We start from the raw sequence: 15,145 nt of genomic DNA, 5'->3' as shown, positions 1-15,145 counted from the left end.
GGGTTTGTCAGCCGGGCATGGTGTGATGGGGGGCATGATCGAACAGTTCCTGGCCCAAGACCTGTCCGCAGTGGAAGAAGCGATCCGCAAGGCGGCGGCGGTCGAGATCATGCCGAGGTTCCGGCAGCTCGCCGAGCACGAGGTGGACCAGAAGAGCGGTCCGCACGATCTCGTGACCGTCGCCGACCGCAAGGCGGAGGAGCACCTCACGGCCTCGCTGACGCACCTGCTGCCCGGATCCGCCGTCGTCGGCGAGGAGGCGGTCCACGCCGACCCGACCGTGTACGGGGCGCTGCGCGCCGACGCGCCGGTCTGGATCGTGGACCCGGTCGACGGCACCCGGCAGTTCGTGGGCGGCGACCCGGCCTTCTGCACCCTGGTGGCGCTGGCCCACCGCGGCGAGATACTCGCCTCGTGGACCTTCGCCCCGGCGCTGGAGGAGCTGGCGACCGCCGTGCGCGGGCAGGGCGCGTACGTCAACGGCGAGCGCATCCACAGCGGTTCGCCGCGGCCCGGCGCCGACCTGCGGGTCGCCATGGCCCACCCGCTGTACACCTCCGACGAGGACAAGGCCCGCCTCGCCCGGCTCGACGTGCCCGGGATCGCGGCCCGGCCCTGCGGTTCGGCGGGCCTGGAGTACCTGAAGGTGGCCCGCGGCGAGATGGACGGCCTCGCCTTCACCTGGCCCTCGGCCTGGGACCACGCGGCGGGGCTGTTGCTGGTCGCCGAGGCGGGCGGCGCGCAGAGCACCGTCGCCGGGGTCCCCTTCCGGGTGGACCGGGACAACGAGCTGCCGTTCGCGGTGGGCCGCGACGAGGCCACGGCGCTGCGGATCCGCGAGCTGCTGCGCGGCGCGTAGAGCGCCGCGTCCACCGCCGGCCGCGCCCCTCGCGCAGGAGCGTCCGGTCCGGCCGGGCGCGGGCGGGGCCGCTCTGGACGGCCCGAATATCCTGGGAGCGCAGCCGCCGCCGGACGAAGGAGCCTCAAGGTGTCGTCGATTCTCGATGCGGTCGTGGTGGGGGCGGGGCCCAACGGGCTGACGGCCGCCGTCGAGCTGGCCCGGCGCGGCTTCTCGGTGGCCGTGTTCGAGGCCGCGGAGACGGTCGGCGGTGGAGCCCGCACCGAGGAGCTCACCCTCCCGGGATTCCGGCACGACCCCTGCTCGGCCGTGCACCCGCTGGGCATCGCCTCGCCGGTGTTCTCCACCATGCCGCTGAAGCAGTACGGGCTGGAGTGGCTGCACCCCCCGCTGCCCATGGCGCACCCCTTCGACGACGGCACGGCCGCCGTGCTCTCCCGCTCCGTCTCCGAGACGGCGGCCTCCCTCGGGCCGCGCGACGCGGGCACCTACCGGCGGCTCGTGCAGCCCTTCCTCGGCAGATGGGACACCCTGGTCCGGGACTTCATGTCCCTGCCGTCGACCGCCCTGCCCCGGGACCCCGTCACACTGGCCCGCTTCGGACTCGCCGGACTGCCGCCCTCCACCTGGCTGCTGAACCGCTTCCGCGACGAGCGGGCGCGGGCCCTGTTCGCCGGGCTCGTCGCGCACGTCATCGCCCCGCTGGGCGGGATCGGCACGAGCGCCGTCGGCCTGGTCTTCGCCCTCGCCGCGCACGCCGGCGGCTGGCCCATGCCGCGCGGCGGCTCGCAGTCCATCTCGGACGCGCTCGCCGGGTACCTGCGCGACCTCGGCGGCGCGGTCCACACCGGCTTCGAGGTCAAACGCCTCGACGACCTGCCGCCGGCCCGGGCGTACGTCTTCGACACCTCGCCGACCGCGCTGGCCCGGATCGCCCGGCTGGGCCGCGCCTACGACGGCTACCGCTACGGCGCGGCCGCCTTCAAGCTCGACTACGCCCTGTCCGGTCCCGTGCCCTGGACCGCCGAGGCCGCGCGCCGGGCCGGCACCGTGCAGATCGGCCCGCGCGCCCGCGACATCGACGCCGCCCTCCAGCTGGCCACCGGCGGCCGGGCCCCCCGCAACCCCTTCCTGATCACCGCCCAGCCCAGTCTGGTGGACCCCGCCCGGGCACCCGAGGGCAAGCACGTGTTCTGGGCGTACGGGCACGTCCCCGCGGGCTGGGGCGGCAACCTCACCGAGGCCGTCGAGCGGCAGATCGAGCGCTTCGCCCCCGGCTTCCGCGACCTGGTGCTGGCCCGCGCCACCGCCGGACCGCCGGAGCTGGCCGCCCGCAACGCCAACTACGTCGGCGGCGACATCGCCTGCGGCGCGGCCTCCGGGCTCCAGCTGCTGCTGCGGCCCAAGCCGTCCCTGTTCCCGTACTCGACGGCCCACCCGGCCGTGTTCCTCTGCTCCTCCGCCACCCCGCCCGGCCCCGGAGTGCACGGCATGTCCGGGCACAACGCCGCCAAAGCGGTCTGGCGCCACCTGAGAAGGGCCTCCTCCTGATGGTGCGCATCACCCTCGTCCAGGGCGACATCACGGCCGAGCGCGCGGACGCGATCGTCAACGCGGCGAACTCCTCGCTGCTCGGCGGCGGGGGAGTGGACGGCGCCGTCCACCGGCGCGGCGGCCCCGAGATCCTGGCCGCCTGCCGGGCGCTGCGCGCCTCGCAGTACGGCAAGGGCCTCGCGACGGGAGGAGCCGTGGCCACGACGGCCGGCCGGCTCCCGGCGGACTGGGTGATCCACACGGTGGGCCCGGTCTGGTCCCGGGACGAGGACCGCTCGGCGCAGCTGGCCTCCTGCTACCGCGAGTCCCTGCGGGTCGCGGCCGAGCTGGGGGCCCGTACGGTCGCCTTCCCGGCGATCTCCACCGGCATCTTCGGCTGGCCGATGGACGACGGCGCCCGGATCGCGGTGGCAACGGTCCGCGCGAGCGCCGCGGCGCCCGTGGAGGAGGTCCGCTTCGTCCTCTTCGACGAGAAGGCGTACGCGGTCTTCGAGGCGGCCCTGGCGTAGGTGCCCCGTCCTGCGGGCCGGGTCCCGTCGGGCCGGGTCGTCCTGCGGGGCCGGGGCCCGGCCGCCCGGGGCGGCCGGATCCGGCGGATGCGGTCAGGGGTGTCGGCGGGGGTCGATAGGCTTCTGGGATGAGCCTTGTCGACGCCCCCACCGAGACCCCCGATGCCCTGGAGGTGCTGCACCGCGTCTTCGGATACGACTCCTTCCGCGGCGAGCAGCAGCAGATCATCGAGCACGTGGCCGGCGGCGGCGACGCGCTGGTCCTGATGCCCACGGGCGGCGGCAAATCGCTCTGCTACCAGATCCCGGCACTGGTCAGAGCCGGTACGGGCGTGGTGATCTCGCCGCTGATCGCACTCATGCAGGACCAGGTGGACGCCCTGACCGCCCTCGGGGTGCGGGCGGGTTTCCTCAACTCGACCCAGGACACGTACGAGCGCCAGGCCGTCGAGCAGGCCTTCCTGGCCGGCGAGCTGGACCTGCTGTACCTGGCCCCGGAGCGACTGCGCACCGAGGGCACCCAGCGGCTGCTGGACCGGGGCACCGTCTCGCTCTTCGCGATCGACGAGGCGCACTGCGTCGCCCAGTGGGGCCACGACTTCCGGCCCGACTACCTCGCGCTGTCGATGCTGCACGAGCGCTGGCCCAAGGTGCCGCGGATCGCGCTGACGGCGACGGCCACCGAGGCCACGCACGCCGAGATCGCGGCCCGGCTGGGCCTGGCGGAGGGCGAGGCCCGGCATTTCGTGGCCAGCTTCGACCGGCCCAACATCCAGTACCGCATCGCCCCGAAGAACAACCCGACCCGGCAGCTGCTGGAGCTGATCCGCACCGAGCACGCCGGGGACGCCGGGGTCGTGTACTGCCTGTCGCGGGCGTCGGTGGAAAAGACCGCGGCCTTCCTCGTCGAGCACGGCATCGACGCGGTCGCCTATCACGCGGGCATGGACGCACGGACGCGCGCCGCGAACCAGTCGCGCTTCCTGCGGGAGGACGGGGTCGTGGTGGTGGCCACCATCGCGTTCGGCATGGGCATCGACAAGCCGGACGTGCGCTTCGTGGCACACCTGGACCTCCCGAAGTCGGTCGAGGGGTACTACCAGGAGACCGGCCGCGCCGGGCGCGACGGGGAGCCGGCCACGGCCTGGCTGGCGTACGGCCTCCAGGACGTGGTCCAGCAGCGCAAGATGATCGAGGGCTCCGAGGGCGACGAGACGCACCGCCGCTCGCTGGCCGCGCACCTCGACGCGATGCTCGCGCTGTGCGAGACGGTCGAGTGCCGCCGCGTGCGGCTGCTCGCGTACTTCGGGCAGTCGGCCGCCGGGGCGTGCGGCAACTGCGACACCTGTCTGGCCCCGGCCGAGTCCTGGGACGGCACGGTCGCCGCGCAGAAGCTGATGTCCACGGTGTGGCGGCTGGCGAAGGAGCGGCGGCAGAAGTTCGGCGCCGGGCAGATCATCGACATCCTCCAGGGCAAGAAGACGGCCAAGGTCATCCAGTTCGACCACGACGCCCTGTCGGTCTTCGGGATCGGCACGGACCTGAGCACCGCGGAGTGGCGCGGGGTCGTACGACAGCTGCTGGCCTCCGGGCTGCTGGCGGTCGAGGGGGAGTACGGGACGCTGGTGCTCACGGACGCGAGCGGCGAGGTGCTGGGCGGGCGGCGCAGCGTGCCGATGCGCAAGGAGGCGGCGCCGGCCCCCGCGGCCCGCAAGTCCTCCGGCTCCGGTTCCGGGAAGGCCGGGCGGGTCCCGGTCGACCTGCCGGCCGCGGCGGTGCCGGTGTTCGAGGCCCTGCGCGCCTGGCGGGGCGCGACCGCGAAGGAGCAGGGCGTTCCGGCGTACGTGGTCTTCCACGACGCGACGCTGAGGGAGATCGCGACCCGGCTGCCGGGCACGGCCGAGGAGCTCGGCACGATCAGCGGGGTCGGCGAGGCGAAGCTGACCAAGTACGCCGAGGGGATCCTGGCCGCGCTGGCCGAGACCGGCGCCACCGCCACCGCCACCGCCACCGTGACCGCGACCGCCGCCACGACGACCGCGTCGCCCGCGCCCGGCTCCGAGGCGGCGCCGCCCCCCGCCCCGCACACCGACGAGGAACCGCCCTTCGACTTCGACGACACGGACCCGCCCTGGGACGACTGGGAGTAGGCCCGGGAGTCCCGGAGGAGGAGGTCCCGTTCCTCCTCCGGGGCGGCGGCCGGGGTGTGAACTCGCCCGCCCGGCACAGAACTTCCGCCGCTCCGCCGACCGCTCCCGCGAGGTGGCGGCCGCCCGGGTGCGGCGGGTTTGATCCGGGGTCAAGCTGGTGCCATGAGCGACGACCTGCCGGGAAAGCGCAGTACCGAACTGCGCCTGGCCCTCGCGATGCGCGGCGGAGTCAGCCTTGCCGTCTGGATGGGCGGGGCGTGCTGCGAGACGGCGGCGCTCCGCGCGGCGGCACGACCGCCGGCCGTACCCCCGGCGGGCGGGGAGCCCGTTCCGGAGGACGGTCTCTACCACGGGCTGCTCGGAGTGTGCGGATACGAGGACGTCGACGTCGACGTCCTCGTCGGAACCAGTGCCGGGGGGCTCAACGGCGTGCTCCTGGCCTGCCACCTCGTGTACGGGATGCCCTTCGGGCGGGGCGTACGGGACCTGTGGCTGCGCCTGGGCGACCTCGAAGGGCTGCTGCGCCGCTCCACGCCCTTCCACCTGCCGACCTCGCTGATGCGCGGGGACGAGGTCTTCTACAAGGAGCTGCGCGACGCGCTGGGCCGGCTCGTCGACCAGGCTCCGCCGCACTGGAAGCCCCCCGCCTCGCTGCGGCTGATCCTGACGGCCACCCGGCTGCGCCCGCGCCGGGACCGGGTGCGGCCCACCCTCGGCCGGCCGCTCCTGGTCGGCCGCTCGAACGCCTACTTCCGCTTCCGCCACCGCAGATCCCTGACGGACTTCCACGCCGATGTCACCGGTGCGGCCCGGGAGGCCGCGCTGAACCGGCTGGCCTACGCGGCGCGCACCTCCTCCTCGTTCCCCGGCGCCTTCGAACCGGCCCGGGTGTACGTCGGCAACGGCGCCCAGCCCGTCGAGGACCCGCCCCGGGTGGACATGCGCGGAGTCAGCAGCGAGAGCGGCTACCCCGACGAGAACCTGAACGGCTGCGCCGAACTGATGGACGGCGGGCTGCTGGACAACATCCCCGTCGCCTGGGCCGTACGGGCCGTCGCCGGGGCCCCGGTGGCCCGCAAGGCCGACCGCTGGCTCCTGTTCCTCCAGCCGGTGCCGCCGTTCCCGCCGCCGCCCGAGCCCGGGAGCAGCCGGCGCGTGACCCGCCTGGTGCGGATCGCCGCGAAGTCCCTGGCCGTGAAGACCGGAGCCGAGTCCCTGCGCGACGACGCCCTCGAACTGCGCGCCGCCGAGGCCGCCGCCCAGCAGAAGCGGGCCGCCGGCGGGGTGCTGCCGCCGGTCTTCGTCCCGGCGGCGGCAGGGGACGCGTCCCGCCTGGCCGAGTACGCCGACAAGCTCGGCCGGGCGGAGGCGCTGCGGCTCATCCGGTTGCTGGAGGACCCGGCCGAGGTGACCGGCCCGGACGCGCTGCCCCTCCCCGCCGGCCCGGGGCCGCTGGAGGTGCTCGACGAGAGCGCGGGGCGCGGCTCGACGGACCTGTTCACCCGGCTGCGCAAGGCGTCCGGCGAACTGGCGGCCGGCCCCGGCATGCTGCCCGCGCCCGGGTACTCCCCACTGCCCCTGGCGCGTGCGGTACGGCTGCTCATGGACTGGCTGAGCGCGTACGAGTCCGGCGAGGGTCCGGTGGACGTGGAGCTGGTGAGGCAGTACCGGAGGCGGCTGTTCGCCTGCCGCGTCGCCGTCGCCACCCTGATCGCCGCCCGGGACAGACTGCTCCTGGACCGCTACCGGGCGGCCCTCGCGCTGGGGCTGATCCCCGAGGACGTCACCACCCCCTTCCGCGAGGCGTCCGCGCAACTGGGCTCCCTCATGCCGGCGGTGCCTGCCCCGGGCCCGGCCCTCGCGGTGTGGGAGGACTGGGCTGCGAACCTCGCGACGGCCGTCACCGGTGGATACCCGCCTCCGCCGCCCCCACCGGGCCCGGCGGCCGTACCGGAGGGCTTCGCCCTGCTGTGGGACAGGCTGTCGGAACTCGGCGCGGAGATCGGGGTGGGCCTGGCTCCCGACGTGCCCGGCTACGAGGCGCTGCACGCGGCGGCCACGGGACTCGGTCCGCCGATGGCCGACGCGCTGGCGTACGCCGAGCTGCTGCTCGGCCCGCTGCGCCCGGACCCGCTGGCCGAGGCCCCCGACATCGACTTCCACACCGTCTCGGCCGCGAACACCAGCTGGGTCACCCGCAGGGTGCTGCCGGAGGCGGTCCAGAACTCCCCGAAGGGCATGGTCCGCGCCAAACTCAGCGGCAACCAGCTCAACAACTTCGCGGCCTTCCTCAGCGCCCGCTGGCGGATGAGCGACTGGACCTGGGGGCGCCTGGACGGGGCGGCCTCCCTGGTGTCGATCGTCGCCACCGACGAGCGGCTCGGGGACGCGTTCGGCGGCATCGGCGATCCCACGGCACTGGGCGAGGCGGTCGCCGCCGCGACGGGACTCGGCCCGGCGTTCATGGACCTCTGGGCCGAGAGCGTCAGGACGCAGCCGGGCCTGGACCCGTGGGACCGGGTCCGGGACGTGCTCACGGCCGTGCGCCAGCACGAGATCCTCCGCGAGGAGCTGCCCTTCCTCGCCGAGTTGAACCGCAAGGGCTTCCGCGGCGGCAACCGGCCCCCCGACCCGCCGCCGGACCCGCCCGACCTGGCCGATCCGGCCGCGTTCGACGCCGCGCTCGACTCCTTCGCCAGGATCGGCGCGGAGGAGGTCGGGCAGCTGCTCCGGGCCCGGGACCCGCGCCGGGCGGCCCTGCGGACCGGGCTCCTCGCCTGGCGCGCGGTCCAGCCGACCGGCAAGGTCGGGGCCCGCTTCGCACAGGTCGCCCTCGGCGTGCTCAAGCCCCTGGTCTACCTCCCGTTCCTGGTCGCCGCGGTGGCTCCGCTGTGGGCCCTGACCGCGACCGTGCTGATGTGGACGGGCATCGCCTTCTCCACCGCCCACTGGTCCTCACTGCTCGCCCACGTCCCGGTCTGCCTGTACGCGATGGCGGCCCTGGTGGCGCTCGTCCGCCAATGGGTCCGGCCGCACTGGCTGTGCGTCACCGTCGGCCTGATCGCGGCGGCCGGTCCGCCCGTCGCCCTCTGGCGGCTGCGCTACGCGCCGTTTCCCCCGGTCGGCGGCGGCTGGAGCACTCTGATCGTCGGGGCGTGCTTCGCCCTGGCCGCCGCGGCCGTGCTGTACGTGGGCACCGACCGGTGGTGGCTGCTGCCGGGGGCCGCCGTGATCGCGGGCCTGATCGCCGCCCTCGTCCAGTTCGACCGCATCGGGCTCGGCGGCTGGTGGGCCGCCCTCATCCTCTACGCCGTCCTGGTCTGGGTCACCTTCGTCCTGCCCTGGCTGTACCCGAGGGAGCGGACCGCGCCGACGTGACACAGCGCCCCGCGCCGATGGCTCGGATAGGGTGAATCGGTAGGAATCGGACCCCCCGGGGTGAGGTCGGTGCGGTGGACACATACCAGTCGACGAGCGGAGTCCCGGAGCAGCCGGCCGCGGCCGTCGGGTACGCGGGCGTACTCAGCGAGCTGCTGCCGATCGCGCTCTGGCGGGAGGACGCCGACGGGATCATCGTCGAATGGTCGCTCGCCGCCCAGGACCTGCTCGGCCACCGGCCCGAGGACATCCTCGGGCTCCCCGGCACCTCCGTCCTCGTCCCCGAGGCCAACCACGCCCTCGCCGACGATCTGACCCGGCGGGTCCAGGCGGGCGAGACGGTGGTCGGCACCCTTCCCGTCCGCCACCGCGACGGGCACCGCGTCACCATGGAGATGTGGATCGTGCCCGCCGCCGATCCACAGGGCCGCACCGGGGCCATGCTGATCGCCGTGGAGACCTCCGAGGTCCTGCGCATGCGCGATTCGCTCGCCGCCCTCCAGAGCCTGTTCACCCAGTCGCCCATCGGCCTCGCCACCCTCGGCCCCGACCTGCGCTTCCTGCGGGTCAACGACGCCCTGGCCCGGATGAACGGCGCCTCGGCCGCGGAGCACCTCGGCAGGCGGCTCACCGAGGTCGTGCCCGGAGTCAACGCCGCCGCGCTCGAAGCGACCATGCGGCAGGTCCTGGACCGGGGCACCGCCGTGGTCGACGTCCGCCGCACCGGCCGGACCCCGGCCGACCCCGGACACGACCACACCTGGTCCTGCTCGTACGCCCCCCTCCTCGACGGCTCCGGCCGCCCGCTCGGCGTGATCGCCTCCCTCATCGACATTACCGAGAGCCAGCGGGCCCAGGGCGACGCCGAGCGGGCCCGCCGCCGCTTCGCCTTCCTCGCCGAAGCCGGCACCCGCATCGGCACCACCCTCGACCTGAGCCAGACCGCCCGGGAGATCGTGCAGGTCCTGGTACCCCAGCTGGCCGACTCGGCCGACGTACAGCTGCTGGAGACCGTCCTCGCTCCCGACGACGCGGCGGCCAGCCACGAGGGCGTGCTCCGCCGCATCGCGGTCGAGTTCCCCGACCCCGAGGCCCCCACCGCCCGGCTGGCACCCGGCCAGACCTTCCAGATCCCGGCCGACTCCGTCTACGAACGGGTCATCGCCGAGGGACGGCCCATGAACCTGTACACCTCCGACGTCCAGGCGCTGCTCCCCGACCCGCGGGCCGCGGAGCTGCGCGCCTACCTCGCCACGCTCGGCTCCGCCCGGCTGATCCCGCTCCTCGCGCGCGGCACCGTGCTCGGCGCGGTCACCGTGACCCGGACGGCCGACCGCGAGCCCTTCGACGAGCAGGACGCCGTCCTCATCGACGAGGTGGTCGCCCGGGCGGCCCTCAACATCGACAACGCCCGGATGTACACCAACCAGCGCCGGGCCGCCCTCACCCTCCAGCGCAGCCTCAGCAACAGCGCCCTGCCCCGGGTCACCGGCCTGGAACTGACCGGCCGCTACCTGCCCGCCAGCGACCACGACGTCGGCGGCGACTGGTTCGACGTCATCCAGCTGCCCGGCGGCCGTACCGGCCTGGTCATCGGGGACGTCATGGGCCACGGCATCCACGCCGCCGCCGTCATGGGACAGCTGCGCACCGCCGTACGCACCCTGGCCCGCCAGGACGTCTCCCCGACCCGGCTGCTGCGCTCGCTCGACGAGGCCGTCGCCGACCTCGGCGAGGACGAGATGGCCACCTGCGTCTACGCCGTCCACGACCCGGCCACGGGCGGCTGCGTCATCGCCCGCGCCGGCCATCCCCCGCCGGCCGTGGCCACGGCCGGCGGCGAGGTGACCTTCCTCGACGGCCCGCCCGGCACCCCGCTGGGCACGGGCGGGCAGGAGTTCCGCACCGAGGAGGTCGCCCTGCCGCCCGGGAGCCTGCTCGTGCTGTACACCGACGGCCTCATCGAGTCCCGCGACCGCGACCTCGACCAGGGCATGGCCCAGCTCGGGTGGGCGCTGCGCGACGCCGGGCAGCCCCTGGAGGGGCTGTGCGACGACATCCTGGCCCGGCTGCTTCCGGAGGCCCCGCAGGACGACGTGGCGGTCCTGCTCGCCCGTACGTCGGCCGACGGGGACCGCTGAGCGCCCGTACGGCCCGTAGGCCGGCCGGCGTGCGGGCCGTACGGGGCGCCGCCGACGCGGTCACCAGGCCAGGTCCTCCAGCGCCGCCAGGTCCGGCGCGGGCAGGACCGGTTCCGGCCCGCCGCTCAGCGGCAGCTCCGCCCAGATGACCTTGCCGCGCTCGGTGTACCGGGTGCCCCAGCGCTCGGCGTACTGCGCGACGAGGAACAGGCCGCGCCCGCCCTCGTCCGTGGTCGCCGCGTACCGCAGGTGCGGCGAGGTGCTGCTGCCGTCGGAGACCTCGCAGATGAGGCTGCGGTCACGGAGCATCCGCACCCGGATGGGCGCGTTCCCGTACCGGATGGCATTGGTGATGAGCTCGCTGAGGATGAGTTCGGCCGTGAAGGCGATGTCCCCCAACCCCCAGGCGGCGAGCTGCGCCGAGCCCGCCGCCCGCACCCGGGAGACCGCGGCCGGCTCGGGCGGCACCTCCCACTCGGCGATCCGGTCCGCCTCCAGCCGCCGGGTGTCGGCGATCAGCAGCGCGATGTCGTCGCTCGGCGCCGGGAAGAGCAGCGCGGCCAGTACGTCGGCACAGGCCTGCTCGGGGCTGCGGCCGGGGTGGGAGAGCGTCTCGGCCAGCAGGCCGAGACCGGTGTCGAAGTCCCGGTCGCGGTCCTCCAGCAGCCCGTCCGTGAACAGCACGAGCCGGCTCGCCTCCGGCAGCCGCAGCTCCGTGGCCTCGAAGGGCATGCCGCCCACCCCGAGCGGCAGTCCCGCGGGCAGCTCCGGGAACTCCACCGCGCCGTCCGGCCGGACCAGGGCCGGTCCGGGGTGTCCGGCGCTCGCCATCGCGCAGACCCCCGACACCGGGTCGTACACCGCGTACAGGCAGGTGGCGCCGGTGACCCCGGCCGCCTCGCCCGCCCCCTCCGCGGGGTCCCCCGAGCCCGCGGTCTCGTTCTGGTCGATCCGGTGGATCAGCTCGTCCAAGTGCCCCAGCAGCTCGTCCGGCGGCATGTCCAGGGAGGAGAAGTTGTGCACGGCGGTCCGCAGCCGGCCCATCGTGGCCGCCGCGTGCACGCCGTGCCCGACGACGTCGCCGACGACCAGCGCCACCCGGGCGCCGGCCAGGGGGATCACGTCGAACCAGTCCCCGCCCACCCCGGCCTTCGCGGGCAGGTACCGGAAGGCCACGTCCACGGCGGTCTGGTCCGGCAGCACCCGGGGCAGCAGGCTCCGCTGGAGGGCGACGGCCGTCGCGTGCTCCCGGGTGTAGCGGCGGGCGTTGTCGATGGAGACGGCCGCCCGGGCCCCCAGCTCCTCCGCGAACGACAGGTCCTCCTCCTCGAACGCCTCCGGGGTGTCGGCCGCCCGCCAGAAGTTCGCCATCCCGAGGACCACCCCGCGCGCCTGGAGCGGTACCGAGATCAGCGAGTGCAGCCCGTAGTCCAGGGCCTGGCGGGTTCCGGCCTCGTCCTGGGCCCGCCAGCCCATCGCCGCGTTCAGATCGGCGGCGAGCACCGCGTGCCCGGCGCCCAGGGCCGTCGCCATCGGCGCCGTCGGCACCACGAAGCGGATGACCTCGCCGACCGCCTGGAGCGGCTGGTCGGTGCGCACCCCGCTCATCGCGGCCCGGCGCATCTCCGTGTAGACGCCGGAGCCCCGCGAGGGCTCCTCGCCCTTCAGCACCGGCTCCAGCAGCTCCACCGTGACGAAGTCGGCGAACCGGGGGACCGCCACCTCCGACAGCTCCTCGGCGGTGCGCACCACGTCCAGGGTGGTCCCGATCCGCCCCCCGGCGTCGTACAGCATCTGGAGCCGCTCCCGGGCCACCTCGGCGCGGCCGGAGAGGGCGGCGAGTTCGGTGGTGTCGCGCAGGGTCATGACGCTGCCGGACGGGTGACCTCCGTACGGCTTGGTCGGGCGCACGTTGACGGCCAGGAGCCGGTCCCCGGCCAGGTGCACCTCGTCGGTGGCGACCCGCCCGGACACCAGCAGGGCAGTGGTCCGCGGATCGAGGCCGAGCTCGCTCACGTGGCGCTGCTCGGCGTCGGGCGGCAGGTTCAGCAGCCGCCGGGCCTCGTCGTTGGCGAGCAGCAGCCGCCGGTCGGCGCCGATGATCAGGACGCCCTCGCGCACCGCGTGCAGGACGGCCTCGTGGTGCTCGTTCATCCGGGCCATCTCGGTCTCGCCCAGGCCCCGGGTCTGGCGCCGCAGCCGCCTGCTGACCAGGGCGGCACCGCCGGTGCCCAGCAGCAGCGCACCGGCTGCCGCGCCGAGCAGCAGCGGCAGCTGACCGGAGACCGTGTCGGAGACGGTGTCGACCTCGATGCCGGTGCCGACCAGGCCGACGACCTTGCCGCTCGCGTCCCGTACGGGGACCACGGCACGGACGGCGTCGCTCGGCGAGCCCTTGAAGACCTCGGTGAAGGGGTGCCCGGCCACGGCGCGCGAGAGGTCGCCGGTGGCCCGCTTGCCGATCAGCTCCGGCCGGGAGTCGGTGTAGCGCAGCCCGTCGGGGGTCATCACGGCGATGAAGTCGACGCCCGCGGCCCGCCGGGCGGCCTCGGCCAGGGGTTGCAGCTCGGCCGTCGGATTCGCGGCCCTCAGGGCCGCGGGGAGGCCGGGGGCGTGGGCGAAGGCCTCGGCGGCCGCCAGCGAGCGGTGGCGCGCGTCGCGCTGGGTGCCGTAGCGCTCCTGGAAGACGAGGGCGAGCGCGGCGGCGGTGATCAGCAGGACGACGATGACCGCCATGAGCGCGAAGACCTGACCGGCGACGCTGCGGGCACCGCCGGAGCGGCGCGCGAGCAGGCCCGGGTCGCGCCCGGTCGGCTGCCGGGGCGGCGATCCCCTGGGTCGACCCAAACGTCCGGTCATGAGCCATTTCTAACACTGTCACCCGGGATTTGGGCGGGCTGTCCGGCGGATGGCCGCCGCACCGCGGTACGCCCGCGGGCTGAGGCCGACGTACGAGGTGAAGTGCTGGCGGAAGGTGACCTCGCTGGCGAAGCCCGCGCGGCGGGCCACTTCGGGCACCGGGTGGTCGGTGCGCTCCAGCAGTCTGCGGGCCGCGTCCAGGCGGTGGCCCAGCAGCCAGCGGTGCGGGGTGGTGCCGGTCGCGGCGACGAAATGGCGGGCGAAGGAGCGCGGGGACATCCCCGCCCAGCGGGCCAGCGTGGCCACGGACAGCGGTTCGTCGAGATGGCGCAGGGCCCGCTCGCGTACGGCCGCCAGGGCCTCGGCGGTCCGGTCCGCCGCCGGAGTGGGCCGGTCCAGGTACTGGGCGTGGTCACCGGTGCGGAACGGGCCCGTCACCATCGACCGGGCGATGGCGGCGGCGGCCTCCGCCCCGTGGGCCCGCCGTACGAGGTGCAGGCAGAGGTCGATCCCGGAGGCCACCCCGGCGGAGGTCCACAGCCCGCGGTCCTCCACGTACAGCGGGGCGTCCTCGACGAGGACGCAGGGGTGGCGCGCGGCCAGCCGCGGGGCCAGCGACCAGTGCGTCACGGCCCGGCGGCCCGCCAGCAGGCCGGCCTCGGCGAGGATGAACGCCCCCGCGCACAGCGCGGCCACCGGTACGCCGCGGGCGTGCGCCTCCCGCAGGGCGGCGAGCACCGGCTCGGGCGTCGGGTCGGACGGCTCGGCCAGCGCCGGTACGACCACGAGATCGGCCTCGGCGAGCCAGTCGAGGCCCCGGTCGGGGGCCAGGGTGAGCCCGCCGGGCAGCGGGATGGGCCCGGTGTCGAGGGCGCACCGGCGCAGCTCGAAACGGGGCACGCCGATCCGGCTGCGGTCGGGCCCCCAGACCTCGGTGATGACGGCGAGGTCGAAACCGCGGATGCCGGGCTGCACGACGACGGCGACACGATGCATGCTGCCATCTTGGCAGGATCCCATCGATCAGGGTCCCGGTTGCCGCTGTCGACGGGACCGTCCGGCGGAAGATCATGAAGCCATGACGAAGAACGAGATCGCACTCGCCCCCGACGCCGCCCTGCTGGTCATCGACGTACAGAAGGGCTTCGACGACGCGTCGTACTGGGGCCCGCGCAACAACCCGGCCGCCGAGGCCAACATCGCCGCCCTGATGGACGCCTGGCAGGAGACCGGCCGTCCGGTGGTCCTCGTGCGGCACGCCTCGCGCACCGCCGGCTCGGTCCTGGCCGCCGACCACCCCGGCCACGCGTTCAAGGACTTCGTGACCGACCGGGCGGGGCAGGAGTCCCTGCTGGTCACCAAGACGGTGAACTCCTCCTTCTACGGCACCCCCGACCTGGCCGCGTGGCTGACCGCCCGGGGCATCGGCCAGCTGGTGGTGACCGGGATCCAGACCAACATGTGCGTCGAGACCACGGCGCGGATGGCCGGGAACCTCGGCTACGACGTCCTCGTCCCGCTCGACGCCACGCACACCTTCGACCTCGCGGGTCCGGACGGGCTGAACCTGACCGCCGACGAGCTGGCCACCGCCACCGCCGTCAACCTGCACGGCGGCGGTTTCGCCCGCGTCGTCACCACGGCCGAGCTGCTCGGCGCGTAGTTCCGCGGCGACGGTGGCGCGCCGGCACCCGC

At 74.9% G+C, this 15,145-nt stretch carries 9 protein-coding genes; 7 read left to right on the top strand and 2 right to left on the bottom strand.

Annotated features, from left to right (window positions below; genetic code table 11):
• The first annotated feature begins 34 nt into the window (after positions 1-34).
• The 6 genes from AB0M92_RS26910 (at position 35) to AB0M92_RS26885 (ending at position 10,591) form a co-directional block, all read left to right on the top strand.
• Positions 35-859 carry an inositol monophosphatase gene (locus tag AB0M92_RS26910; RefSeq protein ID WP_366104870.1) on the top strand — a complete coding sequence of 275 codons (825 nt, stop codon included), beginning with the start codon at positions 35-37 and terminating at the stop codon, positions 857-859.
• A 129-nt stretch (positions 860-988) separates the two neighbouring features.
• Positions 989-2,410: an NAD(P)/FAD-dependent oxidoreductase gene (locus AB0M92_RS26905; protein WP_366104869.1), complete on the top strand. Its 1,422-nt coding sequence runs from the start codon at positions 989-991 to the stop codon at positions 2,408-2,410.
• Positions 2,410-2,922 (top strand): O-acetyl-ADP-ribose deacetylase, encoded by a 513-nt coding sequence (locus AB0M92_RS26900; RefSeq protein ID WP_366104868.1) that lies wholly within the window; start codon positions 2,410-2,412, stop codon positions 2,920-2,922. Before AB0M92_RS26905 ends, AB0M92_RS26900 begins: the two co-directional genes overlap by 1 nt.
• A 128-nt stretch (positions 2,923-3,050) precedes the next feature.
• The gene (recQ, locus tag AB0M92_RS26895) at positions 3,051-5,072 is read left to right on the top strand and encodes a DNA helicase RecQ (protein WP_366104867.1); all 2,022 of its coding nucleotides are present in this window, start codon (positions 3,051-3,053) and stop codon (positions 5,070-5,072) included.
• A gap of 162 nt (positions 5,073-5,234) precedes the next feature.
• The gene (locus tag AB0M92_RS26890) at positions 5,235-8,450 is read left to right on the top strand and encodes a DUF3376 domain-containing protein (RefSeq protein WP_366104866.1); all 3,216 of its coding nucleotides are present in this window, start codon (positions 5,235-5,237) and stop codon (positions 8,448-8,450) included.
• Between the two features lie 74 nt (positions 8,451-8,524).
• Positions 8,525-10,591: a SpoIIE family protein phosphatase gene (locus tag AB0M92_RS26885; RefSeq protein WP_366104865.1), complete on the top strand. Its 2,067-nt coding sequence runs from the start codon at positions 8,525-8,527 to the stop codon at positions 10,589-10,591.
• Positions 10,592-10,651: 60 nt separating this feature from the next.
• Here AB0M92_RS26885 and AB0M92_RS26880 read toward each other — a convergent pair whose 3' ends face one another.
• Entirely contained in the window at positions 10,652-13,450 is a 2,799-nt protein-coding gene (locus AB0M92_RS26880; RefSeq protein ID WP_366104864.1) for a SpoIIE family protein phosphatase, read from the bottom strand.
• Positions 13,451-13,468: 18 nt separating this feature from the next.
• The gene (locus tag AB0M92_RS26875) at positions 13,469-14,446 is read right to left on the bottom strand and encodes a helix-turn-helix domain-containing protein (protein WP_366104863.1); all 978 of its coding nucleotides are present in this window, start codon (positions 14,444-14,446) and stop codon (positions 13,469-13,471) included.
• Positions 14,447-14,528: 82 nt separating this feature from the next.
• Here AB0M92_RS26875 and AB0M92_RS26870 point away from each other — a divergent pair, with 82 nt between their 5' ends.
• A complete protein-coding gene (locus tag AB0M92_RS26870; protein ID WP_366104862.1) occupies positions 14,529-15,113 on the top strand; it encodes a cysteine hydrolase family protein in 585 nt (194 codons plus the stop codon).
• The last annotated feature ends 32 nt before the right edge of the window (positions 15,114-15,145 follow it).

The sequence above is a fragment of the Streptomyces sp. NPDC051582 genome (assembly GCF_040681715.1).
GTDB lineage: Bacteria > Actinomycetota > Actinomycetes > Streptomycetales > Streptomycetaceae > Streptomyces.
This window is presented reverse-complemented; position numbering and strand designations above follow the sequence as displayed.